Origin of the sequence: Paenibacillus pinihumi DSM 23905 = JCM 16419 (assembly GCF_000422505.1) — a bacterium.
GTDB classification, from domain to species: Bacteria; Bacillota; Bacilli; order Paenibacillales; family Paenibacillaceae; genus Paenibacillus_D; species Paenibacillus_D pinihumi.
Window position 1 is genome coordinate 492,744 of the sequence record NZ_AULX01000006.1, and the last position, 21,206, is coordinate 513,949.

General features: G+C 49.0%; 27 protein-coding genes. 2 read left to right on the plus strand and 25 right to left on the minus strand.

Annotated features, from left to right (window positions below; genetic code table 11):
- Nucleotides 1-3 precede the first annotated feature (3 nt).
- Nucleotides 4-717 carry a LysM peptidoglycan-binding domain-containing protein gene (locus H583_RS0102005; RefSeq protein WP_051235853.1) on the minus strand — a complete coding sequence of 238 codons (714 nt, stop codon included), beginning with the start codon at nucleotides 715-717 and terminating at the stop codon, nucleotides 4-6.
- Between the two features lie 362 nt (nucleotides 718-1,079).
- Complete coding sequence (locus H583_RS0102015; protein WP_028559016.1) at nucleotides 1,080-1,778, minus strand: stalk domain-containing protein; 699 nt, start codon at nucleotides 1,776-1,778, stop codon at nucleotides 1,080-1,082.
- Between the two features lie 169 nt (nucleotides 1,779-1,947).
- Here H583_RS0102015 and H583_RS0102020 point away from each other — a divergent pair, with 169 nt between their 5' ends.
- Nucleotides 1,948-2,646, plus strand: coding sequence for a hypothetical protein (locus H583_RS0102020; protein WP_154665774.1), 699 nt, complete (start codon nucleotides 1,948-1,950; stop codon nucleotides 2,644-2,646).
- Here the strand turns inward: H583_RS0102020 and H583_RS36435 are convergent.
- From H583_RS36435 to terS, 21 genes are all read right to left on the minus strand, one after another.
- Nucleotides 2,579-2,821, minus strand: coding sequence for a prefoldin domain-containing protein (locus tag H583_RS36435; protein ID WP_054708973.1), 243 nt, complete (start codon nucleotides 2,819-2,821; stop codon nucleotides 2,579-2,581). The genes H583_RS0102020 and H583_RS36435 overlap by 68 nt on opposite strands.
- Nucleotides 2,822-2,833: 12 nt before the next feature.
- The gene (locus H583_RS35060; protein ID WP_051235855.1) at nucleotides 2,834-6,085 is read right to left on the minus strand and encodes a hypothetical protein; all 3,252 of its coding nucleotides are present in this window, start codon (nucleotides 6,083-6,085) and stop codon (nucleotides 2,834-2,836) included.
- 188 nt (nucleotides 6,086-6,273) lie between these two features.
- Entirely contained in the window at nucleotides 6,274-6,696 is a 423-nt protein-coding gene (locus H583_RS0102030) for a phage tail assembly chaperone (protein WP_028559018.1), read from the minus strand.
- Nucleotides 6,697-6,726: 30 nt separating this feature from the next.
- The gene (locus H583_RS0102035) at nucleotides 6,727-7,191 is read right to left on the minus strand and encodes a phage tail tube protein (RefSeq protein WP_028559019.1); all 465 of its coding nucleotides are present in this window, start codon (nucleotides 7,189-7,191) and stop codon (nucleotides 6,727-6,729) included.
- A complete protein-coding gene (locus H583_RS0102040; RefSeq protein WP_028559020.1) occupies nucleotides 7,192-8,508 on the minus strand; it encodes a phage tail sheath family protein in 1,317 nt (438 codons plus the stop codon).
- The gene (locus tag H583_RS0102045; protein WP_028559021.1) at nucleotides 8,508-8,723 is read right to left on the minus strand and encodes a hypothetical protein; all 216 of its coding nucleotides are present in this window, start codon (nucleotides 8,721-8,723) and stop codon (nucleotides 8,508-8,510) included. Before H583_RS0102045 ends, H583_RS0102040 begins: the two co-directional genes overlap by 1 nt.
- Nucleotides 8,680-9,165 carry a phage tail terminator family protein gene (locus H583_RS31590; RefSeq protein WP_211228311.1) on the minus strand — a complete coding sequence of 162 codons (486 nt, stop codon included), beginning with the start codon at nucleotides 9,163-9,165 and terminating at the stop codon, nucleotides 8,680-8,682. Before H583_RS31590 ends, H583_RS0102045 begins: the two co-directional genes overlap by 44 nt.
- A complete protein-coding gene (locus H583_RS31595) occupies nucleotides 9,162-9,563 on the minus strand; it encodes an HK97 gp10 family phage protein (protein ID WP_036708083.1) in 402 nt (133 codons plus the stop codon). Before H583_RS31595 ends, H583_RS31590 begins: the two co-directional genes overlap by 4 nt.
- On the minus strand, nucleotides 9,563-9,934 hold the full coding sequence (locus H583_RS0102060; RefSeq protein ID WP_028559022.1) for a DUF6093 family protein: 372 nt from the start codon (nucleotides 9,932-9,934) through the stop codon (nucleotides 9,563-9,565). The genes H583_RS31595 and H583_RS0102060 overlap by 1 nt, the downstream gene beginning before the upstream one ends.
- The gene (locus H583_RS0102065; protein WP_028559023.1) at nucleotides 9,931-10,317 is read right to left on the minus strand and encodes a hypothetical protein; all 387 of its coding nucleotides are present in this window, start codon (nucleotides 10,315-10,317) and stop codon (nucleotides 9,931-9,933) included. The genes H583_RS0102060 and H583_RS0102065 overlap by 4 nt, the downstream gene beginning before the upstream one ends.
- Nucleotides 10,314-10,583: a hypothetical protein gene (locus H583_RS0102070; protein WP_028559024.1), complete on the minus strand. Its 270-nt coding sequence runs from the start codon at nucleotides 10,581-10,583 to the stop codon at nucleotides 10,314-10,316. The genes H583_RS0102065 and H583_RS0102070 overlap by 4 nt, the downstream gene beginning before the upstream one ends.
- 48 nt (nucleotides 10,584-10,631) lie before the next feature.
- Nucleotides 10,632-11,681, minus strand: a complete 1,050-nt coding sequence (locus tag H583_RS0102075; protein WP_028559025.1) for a major capsid protein — start codon at nucleotides 11,679-11,681, stop codon at nucleotides 10,632-10,634.
- 22 nt (nucleotides 11,682-11,703) lie between these two features.
- Nucleotides 11,704-12,063 (minus strand): hypothetical protein, encoded by a 360-nt coding sequence (locus H583_RS0102080; RefSeq protein WP_028559026.1) that lies wholly within the window; start codon nucleotides 12,061-12,063, stop codon nucleotides 11,704-11,706.
- Nucleotides 12,064-12,068: 5 nt separating this feature from the next.
- Nucleotides 12,069-12,710: a phage scaffolding protein gene (locus H583_RS0102085; RefSeq protein ID WP_028559027.1), complete on the minus strand. Its 642-nt coding sequence runs from the start codon at nucleotides 12,708-12,710 to the stop codon at nucleotides 12,069-12,071.
- A 115-nt stretch (nucleotides 12,711-12,825) separates the two neighbouring features.
- Entirely contained in the window at nucleotides 12,826-13,089 is a 264-nt protein-coding gene (locus H583_RS0102090; protein WP_028559028.1) for a hypothetical protein, read from the minus strand.
- Nucleotides 13,089-13,361, minus strand: a complete 273-nt coding sequence (locus tag H583_RS0102095) for a hypothetical protein (protein ID WP_028559029.1) — start codon at nucleotides 13,359-13,361, stop codon at nucleotides 13,089-13,091. Before H583_RS0102095 ends, H583_RS0102090 begins: the two co-directional genes overlap by 1 nt.
- A gap of 52 nt (nucleotides 13,362-13,413) precedes the next feature.
- Nucleotides 13,414-13,548: a hypothetical protein gene (locus tag H583_RS37825; protein WP_281170085.1), complete on the minus strand. Its 135-nt coding sequence runs from the start codon at nucleotides 13,546-13,548 to the stop codon at nucleotides 13,414-13,416.
- Nucleotides 13,545-15,119 (minus strand): minor capsid protein, encoded by a 1,575-nt coding sequence (locus H583_RS31600; RefSeq protein WP_051235857.1) that lies wholly within the window; start codon nucleotides 15,117-15,119, stop codon nucleotides 13,545-13,547. The genes H583_RS37825 and H583_RS31600 overlap by 4 nt, the downstream gene beginning before the upstream one ends.
- Entirely contained in the window at nucleotides 15,116-16,606 is a 1,491-nt protein-coding gene (locus tag H583_RS0102110) for a phage portal protein (protein ID WP_028559030.1), read from the minus strand. The genes H583_RS31600 and H583_RS0102110 overlap by 4 nt, the downstream gene beginning before the upstream one ends.
- A gap of 15 nt (nucleotides 16,607-16,621) precedes the next feature.
- Nucleotides 16,622-18,043 (minus strand): AAA family ATPase, encoded by a 1,422-nt coding sequence (locus tag H583_RS0102115; RefSeq protein ID WP_028559031.1) that lies wholly within the window; start codon nucleotides 18,041-18,043, stop codon nucleotides 16,622-16,624.
- Nucleotides 18,036-18,923, minus strand: coding sequence for a phage terminase small subunit (gene terS / locus H583_RS0102120; RefSeq protein WP_028559032.1), 888 nt, complete (start codon nucleotides 18,921-18,923; stop codon nucleotides 18,036-18,038). Before terS ends, H583_RS0102115 begins: the two co-directional genes overlap by 8 nt.
- Before the next feature lie 65 nt (nucleotides 18,924-18,988).
- Here terS and H583_RS36440 point away from each other — a divergent pair, with 65 nt between their 5' ends.
- Entirely contained in the window at nucleotides 18,989-19,597 is a 609-nt protein-coding gene (locus tag H583_RS36440) for a hypothetical protein (RefSeq protein WP_154665775.1), read from the plus strand.
- Here the strand turns inward: H583_RS36440 and H583_RS35880 are convergent.
- Entirely contained in the window at nucleotides 19,530-19,745 is a 216-nt protein-coding gene (locus H583_RS35880) for a hypothetical protein (protein WP_081666937.1), read from the minus strand. The two genes, H583_RS36440 and H583_RS35880, sit on opposite strands and share 68 nt — an antisense overlap.
- A 137-nt stretch (nucleotides 19,746-19,882) precedes the next feature.
- Nucleotides 19,883-21,178, minus strand: coding sequence for a site-specific DNA-methyltransferase (locus tag H583_RS0102130; RefSeq protein WP_028559034.1), 1,296 nt, complete (start codon nucleotides 21,176-21,178; stop codon nucleotides 19,883-19,885).
- Nucleotides 21,179-21,206 lie beyond the last annotated feature (28 nt).

A 21,206-nucleotide genomic window follows, 5' to 3' on the forward strand; every position in this document is an offset into this window, starting at 1 on the left:
AAATCACTTCCTTTTCGGCGGTAATTTTATTTTCATTCCAACTGGCAGCCGCTTTGCCTGTGCTTCAGTAATATTGTTCAGTTTCATAAGTTCCTTCCACCGGCTACCGTCGCCAAGCTGAAGCTGCGCCACTTTCCATAGGTTGTCATTCTTCTTCAGCACATAAGTGTCTGGCGGGACCCGCTCGTCCGGACGTTTGGCCGGCTCTTGCATGACTGTCGTTTTCCCATTCTTTGTTTCTGTGATTAATCGCCGGGTGGAGTAAAATTTGTATTCCTTAAGAACAAGGGAAAAGTAAATATCTCCGCCGTGCCCAGCCACTTCTCTGCGCTCAAAAGATTCAATGCTCACCGCGATTGTGAATTTTAAATTTTCAGTTTGAACGAGCAACCGGCAAGGATAAATAGATTCTTGCCAGCCATTTATTTTTTTTACGCAAGTTTCAGGATCATTAAATTGAGTTATCGGAACTGATAAATATGGTGCATTCTTATCCGCAGGAAAAAAACTCTCAAAACTAACCTCTGCTAGTTCTCGTGACTTAATGACGTTTACTTCTCCCAGGCCCACGATATCATAAGCCTGCCCCTTCCCTTTCTTTTTCACTTGAATTTCCTCAGGAAGAACTGGGAAAATGAGAGTTTCAGCACCATTGTTGAAACTAAGTTGAAGGAATGAATGTTTAATTTTCTTATTGTTTGTTTTTTTCTCTGCCATATGACTCACTCCCAAAAAAAGCCACTCAAAGAGAGTGGCTTTAATAGAAAATATTATTTATTAATGGTATACTAATCCAGTACAACATGACTTGGGTGGGAAAGTATCGCCTCCAGAGTGGAGGTGACGCACATGCAATTTTCGTTGACAGAAGTAATAATGCTTGGAATGTTCTTCCTCGCCTTTCTTACTTATCTGAACAAACGAAAATAACCCGCCCAGGTTAGCGCCAAGGGAACGGGTTATTTTCTTCTGAGTCATACTCGGAGGTTTCCCACCGAAAAATGTTGTGCGGGAGTCGGACGGCCATCCGGCTCCTATTACTATTTTAAGCATATCATAGCTGATTTAGTCCCGCAATATTACTTTTTAATGCCTAGCTTCTTTTCAAAATCAGCAATATTATAGTAGTTCGTATCGAGGTGTCGTTTAACCCTAACCCCGTTTACATTAATTTCTTTTTGTTCGTCAGCATCTGACCAGCCATCCGGGAATTCAAAAGTAATTAAAACATCATAATTCTTACCGATATTTACTATCTCGACACCTGGTTTATCTTCACTGTACAATTTGTTGTATTTGAAGACATCATAAAACAAATCTTCCGAAATCCAACCTTGACTTAACAAAGGAGGCGGCGAGACCTTGTGAACCTTGGCTATTTCAATGTTCACGTCAGCTTCGTCCCTGATTCCTTTGTACCCCTTCACGACCGGCTCCTCAATTTTGACCTCAGTGTCTGGCTGCAGGTTGTCGTTCTTTCTGCCGGCTGGGCCGTCGCTGCTGGAATTCTTCGTGCCGATTTCCACCTGTTTCTTTTCAGAATTCCATTTATAGTTCACGCCAGTCAGATCGCCGATCTTGGCCAATGGGATGTATGTGGATCCGTTGTAATTGAGAATTGGCGCTTTTGTATCCTTGTAGACTTTCCCGTCCACAACAACCGGATAATTAACTTCATTTAATATAAACTGCTTGGCAGCCGCCCAGGCTGGCCCCGCGTAAGAAATTGAAACCCCAATCAGAACGCCCGCAGCAAGTGTAATGATGCTCTTTTTCAAAACGTATCCCCTCCTATATCATGATGCTATGAATATAGTACCAAACTTTGCCACAGGAGGAAATACGTTTTGATAGAGCTTCGGTTTCAGGAGCAGGTCTTTACCCCTATAATGTCGAATATTGGATGTTATTCAGTTCCAAATATTAGAGATAAGAGGTGATCGTATTTTGAAAAACGGTGTTTATAATTGGTACGAAAATATTAACCGAATAATTGATTCACCCACTCAACAAATGCTTGAAAAAATGCAAATGATTGAATCTCGTCTAACTCTCAGTGAGAGTGTTCGAGATATTATGATCCCTTCAGATTCAGCTTTAAGAGCTGCGCAAGATGCAACACGATACTTGGAAAATTCAGCAACTAATCAAATAAAAAGTATAGTAGAACAAGTCAGTGTAGTCAGTGATCCAATTGCCCATTCTTATGATAACTTTTATTCCAAAATAAGAAATTTACAAGAGGCAATTCTTGAAATTCTCCCCCTTGATCTTCAGGATAAGGAATCACAAGAAACCAATTCTACCCAATCGGTGATAGTAGTTCCGAAGCTCAATACTCAACAAATTCTTCAATGGCTAATTAATGTTTTAATTCCAATTGCGATCTCAATATATTTGGGCAACCAGAATACCGAACAACTCGAACGCCATCATAAAGAGCAGATGGAACAAAATGAGCGTCATCATAAAGAGAAGATGGAGCAAAATGAGCGTCATCATAAAGAAGTCTTGCGACAAAACCATGAAAATGCACTTCGGCTAGAAACTGCGATACAAGAAATGCTCAGTGCCATTGCTAGTTTTTCAGCGGAGCAATTAGATGCTTCCGAAGCAAATCAGCCAACTCCTGAAGACGGTGAATAGAGTGACTATATTCCGTAATCAACTCCTGCCACTGTTTGGCCTGCTGCTCAATCTGTTGCTTGTGCAACTGGTTGAGCTTTCTTTTCTGCAAATCTACGATAAATCCGTTTACTAGAAGGACGAGCGTGAAAATCGTTAGAGCAAATGCGATGATTCTCATAAACTTATTGTTCAATACTCTCCCCTCCTAACCATTTCCATAAGTGCCTTGTGCGCTGGCTTGGATCTGATTGGTGATTTCTGTTTCGATCTTGGAAATCATAGAATCCAAGTCCTCGCCGTTCCGGATATCTCCGGTTGTGATTGATACCGTCGGCGTCAGAGTGACAAAATTCTGAATCGTCTTCATCTCCGCCAAGTCCCGCATTATCTTCAGGTCCTCACTCGAAATATCGACTTTGTCCTCAATTTTTCCGACCTTCTTTACCTTGTCGATTTCCTTCGGAGTACCGGCTGCAGCAGCTTTTGCGTTCCAGTCGTCAAACTTGAATTTCGCGGCATTGTCATTTGCCTTTTTCTGATTCTCTTCCTCACGCTTTTTTGCCCGGTCATTAAGCATGTCCTGGACGCCCTGCTCACGTTTCTTGGCATTCTCCTCTGCCTTCTTAAAGGCATCCTCTTTTTTCAAATTGGCGTATTCTTTAAGGTCTTTGGCCACGTCCTCAAACTTGAATTTCGCGGCCAACTCATAGGATGAACCGGTAACTTTATTAACTACCGAGAGAATGGAGTTAATCCCTTCGATGATGCTGTTGATTACGGTATCGTAGATTTTACCTACGCTCTCCGCCCACCAGCCAAAGGGGGTCATCATCATTTCTACCAGTTGCCAAAAGAATCCGGGAATTCGGTCGAAGAAATTCAAAATGCCATTCCACGCCCGCATGAGTGCTGCGGCAAAATTATCATTCGTCTGCCAAAGCTTTACCAGCCAGACGATCAGGCCGATTATTACCGAAATGATAAATATAAAGATATTGGCTTTCATCGCGGCGTTAAGTGTTCCCCAGGCTGCCGCCAGTCCTTGTGTCGCCAACGTTTGAGCAAAAATAGCAACAGTGCCCGCTCCGGTAGCAAAAGTGGCAATAGCTTGTGCTGCTGCCTGGGCAAGTGTCGCTACCTTCCACGCAGCGAATGCCCCCACGACACCCCAAATGACAGGCTCTATGGAAGACCAGTTCCCTACGAAAAAATCATAGACCTGCAGAAAAACATTGAAGACCTCTTTCGCGACATTGGTCACAGCCTCAAGCCCAGATCGTAGCCCGTCAAAGAATGGCTGAAACTTGCCTTCCTTGAAGGCCGTGTTAAGCATGTTAATGAGCGGCAGCAATGCCTGAACCGCATCCCCACCCGCATCCGCAAACATGGATTTGATGTTATTGTTCAAGATCTCAACCTGCTTGGCCGGGCTGGCCAACATTGTCTCAAATGCTGCTTGGCCCATTTTCTGCTTCTCAAGGAGCTGGTCAAATGCCTTGATAAAGCCATCCATGTCGCCGGCTTTCCCCAGGTCATCAATTTTAAAGGCACGGATATCTGTTTTGGACATATTGAAACGTTCGGCCAAGGATACGATATCCCCCGACATAGCTTCCTTCAGAGCAAAGGCTGCACCCTCAATTCCGTTGCCCGCAGCGTCAAAGGCATTCAGACGCTGAGCCAGGTTATTGAGTTTGCTCAATTGATCTGTGTTTTGGGTTGTAGAGAAAAAGGATAGTGTGCTCTGTAACGATTTATTAACGTCCTGCCCCGCAGCCAGAGCCTCGGCTTTGAATTTATCAAACATGGCCGAGCCTACCTGAACATCCCCGGTACGGGCCTTGAACATGTCCTCCATTTTAAGCTGCTCCATCGCTGCGCCAACGGTAGCATGCAACAGTTTAACCGCTCCAGCAATAGATAAAAAGGTGGCAAGGATACCCTTAAGCCCGCTAAGCCAATTGCTGGTGCTACCCTGAGTTTTGTTAACGGAATTGTTGGTCTGCTCCTGCAGCTGTAGTATTTTCCTCTCCAACTCTTCAATTCGCTGAAGGGCTGCCGTTAACTGTTGAGCAGCTCCGGTTGGCAGCGTCTGCCTGATCCGGCGCACACCGCGCAGCAACTGCAGTACAAGACGCCGCAAATCGACCAACATATCCTGCAAGACGTTCGGCAAAGTGATCTGAAGCTCAGCCGCAATCGTTCCGAGCTGAGTCGCAAGCTGCTGCTTAAAGGGCTCAACCTGTGCCAGAGCTTGCGCAGTATTGATCGTTACTGTTAAAGCAATAGCCGCTGCTGAATGGCTTGCCTGTGCTCGCAAAGCAGCCAGATCGGCCATGATTCGGGAACGGTCCAACCTGGCCATAACTTCTATCTCCACAGTGCCGATCATGCTCGTTAACTGCTGACGCAATGGCCCCAGTTGAGCGACAGCCTGAGCCGTGTCAATATGCATTGGGATGGATACAGCCATTGCCGTCCCCGCAAGTTGGCCACGAAGGGCAGTCAATTCGCTCTGTAATCGTGAACCATCCAAACCCGCTTGTATAAGCAGGGGACTGGTCAGAGCCTCAAGACGGCTTTTAAGCTGGGCAGCTTCTTGGAGTGCCGCTCCACTATCTAATGTCACTTGAATGGCCGTTGCCGCCACTGCGCCACGAAGCTGTTGCTGCATTCGGGCTATCTCTTGGGATAAATCTGCTGCACCAACGGTCACACGAATATCCGAATTGTTCATCATCGATGCGATCCGCGCGCTCAGGGCGTCAACTTGCGCCAGTGCTCCGGCAGTATAGATATGAAGTTGTATCGGCCTTCCGGCAGATTCGCGCTGCCTTTCTATCGCCGCGGTGACGGCCCGCAAGCTCGCTTGATCCAAATCGGCCAACACTGTCACCGTGATGGACCCAGCCTGGGCAGCCAGTTGCTGCTTGATCGCTCCCAATTGTGTAAGGGCATGTCCCGAATCAATGGTGAGCTGTAACGTTAAAGCAGAAGCCGAATTGCTAATTTGTGCCCGCAAGCTGGCCAACCCATCCATAATGCGAGAGCGATCCAGTTGCAAAAGCACAGAGCTATTGGCGAGTGCGCCGTCAATCTGACCCTTAAGCTGTGCTGCGTCCTGAATGACTGTTCCCGCGTCTACGGTGACACGGACTGCAGTCTCAGCCAGTGATGAACGTAATTGCTGTTGGAGCTGGCCAATCTGCTGTGATATGTCTGCCGCACCCACTGCCACTTTAATAGTGGAAGTGCCTATCATATTTTGAATGCGGCTTGTCAGTGCATCCACCTGGGCAGCAGCCTTCCCGGTGTCAATCTTAATTTCAATATGCCGCTGAGCTACTGTATTAAGCCGCTCAGCCGCTGCGATCATAGACTCAATTCCCCGCTCGGATTTGGCCAGCGTATCCGTAATTTGGTCGTACAGTCGCAAGCTTGCCCCTATCGTCGCCATAAGTACGCCTCCTTACTTCTTATTCTTGGCCCGAGCAGCAGCCCGTCGCTCTTGTTCCACCCTTACATCAATCATCGCGAACAAGGCTGCCTTCTCGTATCGGTCCATACGGTTGAGCTCGTGCGGAAGAACATTTAATTCATGGAGGGCATAGTAGGCATAATTCCACTCAGGGTCGCCCTCCTGGATTAGTTTTTTACCTCATCCACCAGCTCATTAATATCTTTTTCAAATCCATTCAACTCTTGGACCTTGTTAATAAGGTCCGAATATTCCCCAGGAAGAAGCATTTCACTCAGAAGCTTATCTGCTCCCAGAACACCATATGATTTTTGCAATGCCTCGTCTTTAAGGGGCGGATAGACAACGCTCGCCACAGTCAGTTTCGCGATATACTCATCCGGATTGGTCTCAATCTGGTAGCCTCCACGTCTGTCCTTTGTTTTCCTAGTTACAGATTTGCGAATAGCCTCATTTTCTGTTTGCTTCATGCTTCGGAGTGTCCAAGGGATCGGCTTCCCTTCCTTATCTTTAAAACGTCCGGATACAACAAAGTCCTCCGTTACCTCAATATCTGCATTCTGTGCGTAAAAAGCTTCAATATTACTCATGATTATTACCTCCGTTTATTGTTAATGGATTTAATTAGCTGATGGAGCCTTAAAATGCTCCGGAATTTCCACATCGTCATAAGTAAAGCTGACCTCTTCGTCCAGTGCGTCACTCTCAGTGTCGAGCTTGGCAAGGATCACAGAATCAAGGTTGCACCCTTTCAGAACCGTCGTCTGCTTCCCGATCGTCGAGGTCGGGTCATCGTTTGTTACTGTGATCTCAAAGTAGACATCCTTACCTGTCTTAATGTAGTCGTACATCATTTTGCGAAAGTACGATGTAACGTAGTAAATGGTCATGCTTCCGGTACCGGTCCAGCCGGTTGCCTTGTGCTGAGTACCGCGGCGGCCCAAAGTTCTGATCTCAGCCTTCTGTTTTTCGGCTGTCGCCTCTAAATCCTTAAGGTAAAACAGTTCTTCGACCACGCCGTTAACCTTAGCGTACGCCCTGCCCTCCTGGCCGGAAATACTGTCTTTCGCACTCAAAAATGCCATCTATACCACCGTCACTTTCATGTAGATTTTTTCAACGGCATCCACAGGCTGAATGTTGAGTTCGACATATACGCTGTCGACATCTTTGCCTTGGATGACGGACATATCTCCCTGCGAATCAAAGTTTTGGATAGCTGCATTGTCCTGCAGGTTACCCAAATAGGTCACAATCTCCTGCCCCAGCAGCATGCGGCCATCCGGATTATTGTCGACCTTACCAAGATAAAACGTTTCGAAAATCCGCTTAATATCATTGGCGATACCATCCAGTACCCGGATGACTCTGTTTTTACTGAATGCTCGTCCTTTATCAGGAGTGAAGCTTGTCAGCGTATTAATATCCTGCTCGATGACGGCTCGGCCATTGTTCGGAGTGAACAGAAACTCCCCGGCCCGCAGCGCTGCCTCAATCTGGCTGTTGGTGTAGCGCGTGGCCACGTCCACAGCATCATCGTACGCTTTGTAAGTCAGCGATTCATTATTCGCCGCTCCTGCTGTTGCACCAGCTACCCAGGCAGTTGTCTGTGCTGCGGTCAACTCTGTACCGTCGGAAAGAATAACTCCGTTTTTCACACTGATGACGCCCTCATAATCAGCAACGGGGTAATTCTCAAGGGCCGCCTGCACTTTTGCACCTTCCTGCTCCCTCAACCTGCGAACGAAAGCAGCATAGACCGCCTTAAGCGCATTATCCGTGCTGGCCAGGGCGATCGTGTTAAATGAGTATAGTTCCAAAGCAGCCAGGTAAGCAGTATGATCCGCGTTTGTCACCGTACCATCCGTACCACCTTGCAACGGCACACCTGCAGTAGTCGACAAGGAGCCGCCACCCGAAAAGGTAACCCAAGCATTCGGCTGTAGCTCTGAGGCATCGGCTACAATCTGACGATGTACATCGGTACCGTCCAACAGCGTAATCACCTCGAATTTCTCCGGCTGGTCAATGCTGGCTTGAATAACGATGCTCAAATTGTTGCCGCGTGTGCCGCCATGCTGCGCCGTGACCAGCAGCCCGCTATGGGTGGCCGAAGCCTTTACCCCGGCGTTCAGACGATACAACAGCAATGTCTGCGCGCGCTTGAGCACTTCTCGTACAAGAAGCAACTGCGGTGCTGTGATATCGTAACCGAGCACGTCCCGGACATCTTGACCAGCAGCAATGCTGATGATCTGCTGGGATGGTCCCCATGGCAGCGCAAGAGCAATACTGGCCACACCCCGGTCACCAGCTGCACCGAGAGCCTGCGGAGCGCTGTTCATGTTGATATAGACCCCTGGGCGCACCTTATTTTGACTTGTCCATGTTCCTCCTGCCATTACAACGCCTCCTGATTCTTAAATTTATTGATAATTGCCTGCACTTCAGCAGGCGTATAAAGCTGCCCCTCATCCAGCAGCGCAGTCAAAATATCCCGGTCGGCGCTGTATGTTTCCGACTGAATAAATTGCCGTACAACATACCTCGCCGGCGGCAGCTCAACTGGCTGTTCAACTTCCTGCTGCGCTGTCTCCTTGACTTTTGAACTTGCCATCTTGATTGCTCCTTTCCAATTTCAATTCCTGCTTCACATCCATGAACTGCATTGGTTCAGATTTCGGCCGTTGCCGCAGAACATGGAAGTCGTACGACACAAAGAAATGGAGCACTCCATCGACGGTTTCGCCCCGCATATCAGTCCCGCGGATAAGACCATTGCAATCGATGTACTCCATCACACCAAAAAGTTGTTCAGTCACATCATTTATCTCTTCACTGCCCTTTTCCGAGAAATAGTGAATGTCAAAAGTATGCTGCCGATCGTATCGGCGGCCCAGTAACCTTTTATGGCCAACGGGGAACAATTTTACGAAGAAGCAAGGCGGATCAAGGTTCTGGTTAATCTTATCCCCGTAAATAGGTATTTCCGGGAAAGCATTATCCAGGGCGCGGGTCACTGCATTCTTCATGTCATTAACCGTGATCAGTTCGCTCACCTCCAAATACGGTCGAGGTATTGCTTCATTCTGCGCTCCAACAGCGGCGGCAACTCCCGTTGAAGTTCCTCCACAGATATGGTTAACATGAATTTCCCCTCAACCCATCCCATATGATTTGCTGTCCGGTGGCCATACTCGACATAAGGCGCATAATCAACTGCGTTAAGCAGCTCGACGGAACAACTGCCGTTCGTCTCCCATACTACTGGCCCAAGCTGCCAGCTTGCCCGCAGCACCCCGCTATCCGATGGAGTACGGGGAATAACCTTGGCCAGCAACCGGTTGGCTAGCTCTTTGACACAATCCTCAATAAAGCGCCGGGTATCCCGCTTTACTCCGCGAATATTACCGAGCAGTCGGCGAAGTCCGGATACATCCAAGCCTTTCCCGGACATCACGCCCACCCTTTGCGGGTCATTAAAAGTTCCTGATGGCTGCTGTACGGTGGGAATGGCTGGCCAGCGGTGTACATCTCGACTCGACCCGTAGCTCCCCGAGTGACCGCCACAACATCGCCCTGCATAACTTCCAACTCCGGAGCGATGAACAGCTTTGCATCATACTGCAGGTCGTTCTGGGCCTCAGTCTGGCCATTACGTGCAAGACCGGTCTGCGACAGCTTGCAAGGTTGATCCTCATAAACGGCCTGTAACTTTTGCTCAGTCACTCGGGTATCTGGGTTCTTGCCGGGCTTGTGCCGGCTGATCGTCGCCTTGTCCTCATACATCTTCTCAATAGCTCGTCGGTGCCGCCTATAATTGATCATCCGCCCCACCTCATCTTTCGATAACGATTAAGGTCGTGCTGATAATTAAGCACGACCCTATCGATAACAGATTTGGTTGTATTGGTCAGCCCGCCGCCAGATCCTCCACCAGAAACGGATGTATCTCCTACTTTGACATTGCTGGCCTGCCCGCCAACCGTGTCGTCGATCTCATCCACATTTGGCAGATCGACGCGAACGGCATCCACGACCATACTGGCCCAGGTGTATAGCAGGCCATCGGGCAGGCGCTCAATATTGCAATAGTGCTTAATTCGATGCTCCAATTCAGCGATGTAAGTCGCAATAAGTGGCTGATGTGAATCATCCGCCAAGGCAAGCCGCAGCTTGACGATCGGCCATACATCTGCTGCCGTAATCATTCACCCAATCTCCGCACCGCTTTTGCTTCATGAAGCGTATCGAATACATCTTCAGGAAGATCGAGCTTTTGACCCGCCCTGTATAAGTCCCGATTATGCTTGACGTTGGTCAAACAAATCGCCCGCACAGTGGGCAAGGATTCTACTGGTTCAGTTAAATCAGTAGAATTGTCTTCTGGCCCTTGTCCGTCCGGAATCGCAGGAGCGTCTGCTCCCTGTACCTTCAATTCTGTTTGATTTTCTTCTTTTACTTTAGCTGCTGCCATGTTTCATTCTCCCTTCGAAATTAAAATAGGAGAGACATTTACCTCTCACTATGCCACTTTGGCGATAAATACTGTATCCATTGTCTCAAAAGACGGAAGCACGATCTCGGATACGATTGTCTCAACGTTAACCGGGTGTGGCTCCTTAATAGTGGTGATCGCTACGCCCGTATTGACGATAGCCACTTCCGCTGCTTTTGAGCCCGCCATCAGATCGGCTTCCTCCGGCGTAGTACCATACCAGGTGTTACCCAGATTCCCATCCGGAATTAAAGTGAAAAAGTCGTCAGGGAAATACTGGTGGGTGCTGCCGTCTTGCAGAGCATAAATCTTGTTATAAACAGACACCCTGATTTTCAATTTGTTGAACAAATATGCTCTTAGCAATTCATCTGTCATAATAACGTTCTGGCCACCGATTGGATTCATGTCTAAACGGATCGCAGGGTGTTCCATTAGGTACCCCCACGTCTTCTCCGTACAAATCGCACGAGTTAAGGTCGCACCTGTGTCCCCGCTAATGATTTTCTTCCATCTTTGAATGTCCTGAATCGGGGTACTGGTAGGATCATTCCAACGACCAGAACCTGTGAGAACCTCTTTATGGCTTCCTGCAAAACCATAATTGTAATCGTGATCCTGGCGTGTCTCATTAGATGTGATTCGGATATGACCACTCGAAAGAAGCTGCATAATCATGCGTTCTGGTATGACTTCTGCACCGGCTACCAGCGCTGCACGGTCATCAAAAATTTGAGTAATCAGAGGCATAATATACTGTTCATTGCTATTGTCCATGAGGCGTAGTAAATCCTGACGGTCAACTTCCCCTAACCTCATTGCTTCACGGAAAAACGGCATTTCCGTCTCAATTTTCTTGAAACCAATACGGTCCCGCAGGGTCGCTTTAGCATCAAACGCCGACGGCTGCAGCGAGACAGGTACACCTCGCGCTCCTTTAATCCAGCTCAGATCAAGACCAAGTTTCTTTTTAGCTGGAAACAACGTTGCTCCCAGGTACGGAATATCATTGCTTGGATTAGTGGTGATGTAGGCAGCCAGAGCTCGCGCTGTTATGGAATCAAAAATAGTAGGCATATCTTCAGTTCTCCTTTCGATTTTACGCAATAAATGTAATTTGTTTGAGTGCAGTGGTAGCAGCCGCAACAGGTGCTTCAGGAAGCTTGGCCAGATCCACGAAGCCGTGAATCAGCAGTGCGCCGGGTGCCGGGCCATATGTGACGTCCACATCATGGAAGAGCACGCCATCAGCTTTATCGTCATTAGATTTCACGGCGGGCTTCGTATTATCTGAGATGACTCCACCACCCAAAATCGTACCTGCAGGAACAATCTTTTTACCTTCAGCATTCGGGACCACACCGGCATCGCTGACAGTGATCGGCATGTTAACGTAATGGTCCGGGAATTTGAGAATTTCTTTTCTATTTCCGTAAGTCGTTGTTACAAACTTGCTCATTGATATCAGCCTCCAAAATAGGATTTTTGTGCATCAGACGTCGAAGCATTGGCTTTGGCATATTCGGCGATCTGCTTACCAAATTCAGCAGCTTTGTCTTTGCCGCCGCTGCCACCGCTCCCCCCGGAACCGCCACTCTCAAAAGGGTTGGTGCCTCGAAACTGGAACTGACCTCCGCCCTTGTCCTCTGGAACAAACAAATAAGCCTTGCTGGCCTGCAGGGCTTTGATTTGGTCGTCCAGTCCAGCCTTAACACTTCCGTGCTCGTCCAGCTCGATTTTGGTCGTATCGAGCAGGCGGGTAACATCGTCCGGATCGTGGACCTTTCCGGCGAGTGCCAACTTCACGGCGGTGCTAAGTTTGAGAGCAGCAGCCTCAGTCTCATACTTTTCTTTGGCAGCTTTATTCTCGGTCTGAAGAGATTCGATCTTCTTCGTAAGCTCTGCAGCATCACCGCTGGACTTTTTGAGCTCCTCCAACTGCGTGTCACGATCAGCGACGTCTTTTTCCGCAGCTTTCTTCGCGGTATTGACCTCGTCGAATCTCGCTTTTGGAATAAAACTCTTTAGTTCCTCCGCTGATGCGGCAGCGGCTTTTGCGGCCTGCTCCTCCGTCAAACCCAATGCGATAAACTCTTCCTTTGTCATATGTGATCCTCCTATTCATCATCGCTTGTTGTCCCGGTTGCGTCCGGTGATGAGCCAGTTTTTTCGTCTACCAGCCAAAGACGGCAAAGGCCCCGGCAGTCTCAGCCGGAGCCCATCATTCTACAAGTTCATATTCAGCTTCCAATTCCGTCTTGTTGCAAATCCGCAGTGAACCATTCGCCTCTTTGATGATGAACTGTCCTACTTTTGCAATCAGCACGCTGTAGGTACCACGAATTACTCGAAGCTGCACACCATCAGTGGTGTATTCAACGCTGATCGGCATGCCAGTAAAATCAATGATTGCTTGTGGATTGCCGGGAGTGTTATCAAATTCTACGGCATCAATATAAACTGCCTTTTTATAACGCTGCGGCATCAGTTCCCACCGTTTAAGGCAGGCTTATATGTTGCTTCGAAAATATCTGGCTTGCAAGGATGAACCTCACCCTGAACGCCTCTAATGATGTAATCACCTGGGCTCGCCTGCATTGTTCCTTCAAGCGTTTTAATAAACATGTTCCCGCCACTAAAACTGACGAATCCTGCTTTTATCTGCCGTTTAATCCAATCGGGATCTTCCGTTTGATCGGGACCACCTGTCCATCGGAATGCTTCAATTACCGCTGGTCTTTTGCGATACTTTCCCACGTCTTCAACTCCTTCGCATAAAAAAAGCACCCTCGCCGCAGCGGGAGCGCTTCTAATCCTTGTTATTTTTCAGAACGCCGATTTTGCGTAAACGTTCCTGAAGGAGAGCCTTGTTTTCCACCTGCTCAGCCTTTGGGACTTCCCTGTAACCGATGATTCTCGGTTTGGACAAATCACTCTTACTCACTTCACCAGCTCCCGCAGCAGAATGTGATAAACCCCGTTAATCAGCTCGACATCCAATACTTCAAACGCAAAGTCACGTCCATAGATCACTTCTGCTCCATCTTTACTGAGCTCAGCTAAATGCGCCCCGCTGGCTGCCCCGATGATATGGAACTGAACCTGTCCATCCGGAAGAGCAGCCCCGCTGGTCATTGAAGTGTATTGCGGGTGCTGTATGACTGCCCCCGGCTTGATTTGTTTCATGAAATTGCTTAATTGAGGTGCTGTCAAATGAAGCGAACGGGTAAGGTCGCCACGATAACGCGGCAGCTTGACCAGAGCTTGATCCAATTGCTGGACCCATTCCATATCTTTGCTGCCAAGCGGCTGCCCCTGATGAATTTTATAGTTTAGCGGAGCGGATTCCCCGATATACCTTTTCACTGCTGACGCTTCATCAGTTGTAAGCTTTTCCAGAGTAGGCTCGGCTGTCGTAACCTTCGGCGGCCTAACTGGCGCTGTGTCCTCCGGCTTTGGCGGATCAGTCGCATCTGCCGGCGCGTGCTCCTCAGCCCATTCCTTATAAGGCATATCCTCCGGGACATCATAAAGGTCCTCATAATCACTCGAATCCGAATCCGAATCCGGCTCCGCCTGAGTCTCAGCCTCATCAAAGTGCGGAATAGTCGTGCTGCGGCAGTATGCATGCAAGGGCGGATAATTCACACCGGGCTCCGCTTCATTGATCGGAATGATTTTTGAATCCATATGGCGGCATTTGTCCGAGGTCCGGCTGTCCAGCGTGGCCACATATTTATAATGAGTGACCCCGGTTTGCTTGTACCCGTCGATCCGGGACTGACCCGCGAAGTAGGCAGACTCGGTAAGAATAAGCCGCTCAGCAATTGACTTGCTGACACCCATGCGCGCCGCGAAATCATTAATGACCTTTTCGGAAGGAGATCCATTGATCAGGTTTTGAGTCAGCGTCGTGTGGAGCTCCGAAACCAGTTTGTCGCGATCAGCCCAGATCCTCGCACTGAAGTTGCTGCCATCCGGCGTCCAGGGCTTGGACAACACCTTGTCAATCTGCCGGCCGTCGAGCCGCGCGAACGGAACTCCCTTGCCCACTCCCCGCTGAACCTCATGGATACCGCGGTAATAGCCATCTTTGTAAATGTCGCCTAATGTTTCGGTTGCCCCTTTGACCCGCTTGGCTGCCAGAAGCTCCGCTTCCTGCTGAAGCTTCATTTTAAGTTCTTCCAGCCGGGTAATGTGAACCTTGGCGCTCGCATTCTCCAGTTCCTTCATCCATCGCTGATCAATGGCGTTCTCTCTGCCGGCTTTAATATAGTCCTGGACAGTCCATTTGAATTCCTGAAGCTCGTTTGCCTTTAGCAGCTTTTGAGCTTCGGCCATGGAAACATCATTGTTCTTTGCCAATCGAGCATACCAGGCATCCGTGTCCCATTTAATCCGGGCCATGGCCTTATCGTATTCCTCATTCTGCTTCCGGGCATAATCCTCACCCTTCCGCAGCTCAGCCTCGTTTAATGCCTCCATGCGCTTGGCCCAATATTGCTCCGACTTCATTCATCATCACCGTCTTTGTCCGGGTCCTTGCTCGGCGGAATACCACCGTAACCGTCGGCCATGCGCTTCAGCGCCTCCTCCTTCTGCTTCTTGATCCGCTTCAGTTCGGCCAGCACATCCCGAACCCACGGATGTTGAGCGACAAGCGTCTCATCGGACAAAATCCCAACGCTGTCCTTGATCGCCGTGATGATGGCCGATTCGTCCACTGGCATGTCACGGTTACAAATAAATTGCACATGATCGGTGCTGTAGTCGATACCGGTACTGATAAGTAGATAAGTATCTATGAACCAGCGAACTTGCTCTAAAGATGCCTGAAATTCTATTTCCATTAAGCTTGCATCGAGATCGAGGTCGGAGTACAGAAATTTTAGTGCGATGCCAGAGGGCGCACTGCCGATATCCACGCCCTGAGTGTCAACGCCGCGGCCAAACTCATAAATATCCTTGCGGGCCTGCTCCATGTGTATCTTGTAGGCTTCGGTATTTATTTCCAAGTTGATCGCCTTAATTCCACCGCCATTAGACACGAAAGCTGTGCGCCATACCGAGAGATTTTTTCTGAATTCACCCGGATCAGTTCCGTCATACTCTGCAACCTCGTAAATGCTATCGGGCAGGTCCTCAAGATTGTTACTGTTGTCGGATTTGTTCCGGTCGTAGTCGTCGGCCAAGGATTTGATGATCTCGACCAGCGGCTGCTCCTCCTCGTTATACTTCCAGCAAATAAACGGGACGCGCTCCCAGTTCCTTGGCTCCTCCTCATCGGTACTTTTATTAATAACAGTAAAATGTGACTCTACTGAACCGGCCTCAACGTCTGGCACTAGCCCGGTACCGTCGAGTACATAGCGGCGCACGCCGGATTTATCCCACCATTCAATCTTCCGGAGTTTCTTGCGTTTCAGCCCCTCATAGACCGTTACTTCATAATCCCTAATGACTGCGTCCAGAATCGTATGGGCCTCATCTGCCCATAATGGAATTATTTCCTGAGAACGCATCTTCCGAAAGCAGAGTTTCCCGGTCTCATCATTATGGACGAACCACCATGCTCTTCCCTTGTTCACCGCCTCTTTGCCAGTGCTTTGCAAACGGCGGTTCATGGCCTCATTAAAGATCCCCTTCAGTGCATTCGCATACTGCTTATTTTCCGTCTGAATACTCAGCGGCTTACCCAAAAGATACCCAACCTTTTGGTCTACCAATTTACGGACGAAAGCATTGACGAGCTTATTGTTGGCCAGATTACCAACGACCTCCTTAGCGCCACTGGGGCCAATCGCTGTCCGCTTACGTTCAAGGATATCTGTCTTATTTCGATAGTACCTTTCACCGACATCCATCCAATGAAGCTGTTCTGATTTTTTCCAGTCACCAGTTTCCAGTTGAATGATATCCTCCAGTGTGGCAGCCGTTCGGGCACCGCGAATAATGATGTTTTCGATCTCTTTTTGCTGTTCATCGCCAAATGGCCATGGCATGGATTAGCCCTCCTTTCATCTTTGGTTCGGGAAGAATACGCCCCCGCGCTCCGGCTGCGCGAACGCCAAAACGACTGCATCCGCCCTGTCCGGGGAATCCAGTCCGCGTTTTTTCATATCTTCCTTGCGTTCAAGAGCAATTTTACCCTTGCTGGTCATGCGGTACTTGCGCTGGGTAAGCTGCGTTACCAGACGTTCATCATTCGGCAGCTCAAGAGAAACGGGCTGCCCCTGAATATGTTTAGAAAAGGACTCCTGCAGCAGATCCCGCAAATCGGCCCATGTCTCTGTTCCTCGGTTCTCGTAATGCTCCTCTTCCTTGCGGGTTGGCTTGCTGCCGTTATTAATAGGCGTCACACGCCAACCCTTCAGACGTTCTTCACGGATGACTTCATTTAACCGGTCCGTCACTCCGCCGCCAACGCCGCTATCATCGACCTTGATTTCTACATTGCGGAGCTGAGAATACTTACGGAACATATCCCTGGCCAGAGCGATCACCCAGCCGGCAGTCACCATCGTATCCTGCTTGTTGTAGCATTTGAGTTTGAACACCTTTGCGCCGATACGCGGCGCAATGACTGTCTCGTCATCACCAAAGCGGGCGACGTCAACGCCCAGGTGCAGCGTGTCTCCAGTAGGGTCAATATTTGCATCCGCAGCCAGCTCCGCAATTTCCAAAGCAATGAATGCATCCGCCTCAGCTTTGGGGAATTCACCATACACCCGAACCCGAACGACGTCGCTCTCGGCGCCGTACTTATCAATCAGCATTTGAATGTTCTCTTTGCTGGTCCGTTTGCTGGTCCGGCTGTCTACCTTATGCGTACGAAAACGACTTCTGTCGCGGTTATGAGAATCATAAAAAACCCCACTCGTCCGAGTCGGGTTTCCACACATCAGCAGCTTATTCTCATCACCGGTCAAGGTCCCCATGATGGCTTCCATGATCGGATCAGCCACACCGGAAGCTTCATCTACAATGAACAACATATAGTCTTCATGGAAGCCCTGCATGTTCTCCGGCTTGGTCGCCGTCCTGGCTGTAGCGAACCATCGCTTTTCATGGCCAATCATGTAAACCTTCGTTTTCGTCCACTTGAGCAGGTTCTTGACCATGGATGTTTCCAGCCACTTGGCCACCTCTGCCCAAAGCACATCATTGAGCTGCTGCTTTGTTGGTGCAGTACAGACAACCCGGCAATTCGGACGGCAGCACAGGTACCAGATCACAAGCGAAGCCTCAAGTCCTGTTTTTCCAACACCCTGACCCGATCTGACACTCGTCAACCGATGATTGGCCACATCCGTCATGACAGCCCGCTGCCACTCATCGGGATCGAAGTTTAGCATATCCTCCGCAAAAGCGACCGGGTCATCCCAGTAAATATCAAGTAGCGCAACGATGTCAGACACAACATTATAAGGCTTACTCATCAGCAGGCACCTCTGCCCGCTTGGCCTTACGCCGCTCTGCAATTTCCTTCAGGCCCTCTGTCCAGCTTTGAGTTGCGCCGGCTCCACCTTGAAGGTTCTGCAGTTCGATTTGCAGGATAGCGGTGCGGACTTCCTTTTCCTCATCCACAGCAGTAAGCCTGTTTTTCAATTCAATGGCCTTCAGCTTTTTATCCTGGACTCGAGTCAGCGCATCCTCTAATTTGAGAATATCATCGATGACCCGATATGTTGTTTCCTCGATCTCAGCCTCAACCATCTCGTTCCGGGTAACAGGCACTTTGCTCGTTTTCCCGCTCTTCTCATCATGAACCTCAATTATTTCTTTGATGGATTTAAGCTGCTGAAGTACACGCTTCTGATTTTCTGTCAGCCCGTCAGTCAGCCGCTTAATACGCTGAAGCATACGCCGCTCCCGGATGGTCAGCAGCGTGATACACTCATCTGCCTGCCGGACCGGGTCGGTGTCGATCTCATCCAGCAGCTCCTGCTCGTCCTCATCCAAGGTGTCGAACCATATCGACTCGAACTCCCCGGTCTTGATGGCCTTCTTATTACCGTATGGTCCGCCATGGCCACCGCGATTTCCCAGGGCGTTCTTACTTCCCTTCGGGGCTCCGCCTTTATTACCGACGGCATTCTTATTCCCTTTGGGGGCACCACGACTGGGAGCGCTCCCTTTAGAATCAAGTGGAGCGCTCCCTTTCAATTCCTCTGTCCATTTGTCCAATGTCTTCCACTTCCGGACCTTGCTGTCCGAAATAGAAAGAGCGGCAGCGATGTCTTTTAACAACATCGTCCCGCCGCTCTCCAGCCACATCAGTTTTGCCTTGTCCCGCTCAGGACTTCGCTCTCTGGCCACTACATATCACCACCCCCGTGACCGATAATAGATATATATTTTCAATTGAAGGAGAGATAATATAATTGATTCTTTTAATTATGTTAATTGTTGTACTAATTTTCGCAGCTTCTATTGTTTTCTTTGAATTAATGCATAGTAGAAGAATAAAAAAGAAAGTGTTTGAATCCTTCGGTAATCGACTCACCATTAAAGAAAAAAAGAGAATGATTAAATCAATACAATCAATTTACTGTAACGCTAAAGTATTGTCTGATTACTGTTACAGAGAACTGAAAAATAATGTTCGCTACTACTACGGAGACGAGACGTTTGAGACAAACTTAGTTAATGGCATCGTTGGAATTACAGCTGTTCAGGTTTCTCTTATTGCAGCAGCTATGGCGATTGTTTCTGTTCTTCCTGAAAAATCTGAATTGAAACAAAAAATAAGTAATGCGCTAGCAGGAGTTTCAACAGATCTCTTTTATAACATTTCTATACTGGCATTGATTTTTGTAATACTCTTCACGGTATATGGCTCTCATCTCTATATTTCTAACAGGAGAAAGAGCTTCCTCAAGAAATTTTCTGTTGCAATCGATCAAATTGAAACTGAAGGAGGAATTAAAGAATATCCTTCTGCAGCTCTATATCCAGCTCGATCAGCTTCCGGAGGTCGTCGACGGTGTTAATCTCAATACGGTTCTCCTGGAAGTCTCTGACCCAACGGGCAACCGCAGCCTTGATAATGCGGCGGTACTGTTCTTTGCTTTCGATTATCCCTTGCATGACCTCAAGCTCGTGCTGAAGTAACAAATCATCGTGTTTTTGCTCTGTCATATTGTGGTAACCTCGGCTTTCCTGTAATATGGAATGCGAGATAGTGGCTTGTCGAATCCGTGGCCACGGTTTCCACTATCTCAGCCGGGGGTTACCTGGTGAGGGGGAGGGGCGTTCGAGCGCCTCTCCTTTTTTATTTATTCTGCAGGTCCAGTCCGGCGGATCAGCACCGGCTCGATGCCAGTAGCCGCCCGGTACCGCTGCCTGATTACGTCGCAGAATACCGGGTCGAGCTCCAACGTTCGACATTGACGTTCCATCTGGTCACAGGTCATTAACGTACTGCCAGAGCCTCCGAAGAAGTCCACCACCACATCGCCCTTCTGGCTGCTGTTGCCGATTGGGATGGCCAACAGCGGGAGCGGCTTTTGAGTAGGATGGACGTACTTGCCCACATCACCGCGAGATACCTCCCACACGCTGGACGGCTCCAGTTCTGCACCAGGCAGCCCGTCCCGCCACACCGTCGATTGCCGGCGATCACCATACCAGCCCGGCGACTTACCCTTTAGGTGAGCATAAAAGACCGGTTCATGCTGCCACCGATACTGTGACCAGCCGAAGGATGCGGAATTCTTCACCCATACACATTGGCTGCGGATGATAATGCCGGCCGCCTCCATAGCATCCTGGAATTCACGTTGATAGGATGAAGGATGGAAGACGTAAATGGCTGCCTTCTGTGCCATGATTTCAGCATACCGTTCAAAAACAGCATGCAAAAAGCCCGCAAACTCCTCTGCGGGCATGTCGTCGTTCAATATGCTGCTTCGGCCGTCAGCGGCCAGACGTTCGGAATCACTTTCGATGGCCACATTGTAAGGCGGGTCCGTCACTACAAGTGCAGCCCTGGCTCCATCCATCAATAATGCAACATCATCCGGGTCTGTAGCGTCCCCGCAAACAAGGCGATGCGGGCCGAGCTGCCACACATCACCGCGGCGTGTCTCCGGCTCTTTGACTCGCTCCAATGCCTGTTCAAAATTGAAATCGTCCTCGATAACCGGTTCTTCCATGTCAATGTTAAACGGCAGCGTACTTAGCATATCGGCAATTTCGTCATCATCGAATCCGGACAGCGCCAGATCAGCACCGCTCACCTGCAGCTCACCGATCAGCATGGCCAGCGCCTCATCATCCCAAATGCCGGACACTTTGTTCAGCGCCAGATTCAGCAGCCGCTCCTGCTGATCGTCCAGATCAACGACAGAAACAGTCAGCTCCGTATGTCCCTTATCACGGAGGATTTTATACCTCTGGTGACCGCCTACCATGTTCTCCGTGCGTTTGTTCCAGATGATAGGGTCGATGTATCCAAACTGCTCTATACTGCTGCGAAGCTTCTCATACTCCGGATCGCCGGGCTGCAAGTCCACACGCGGGTTATAGGCTGCCGGGTTGATTCGGTCTATTGGAATGATCTGAATGTTCATGTGAAGACTCCTTTCCATGAAAAAAAGC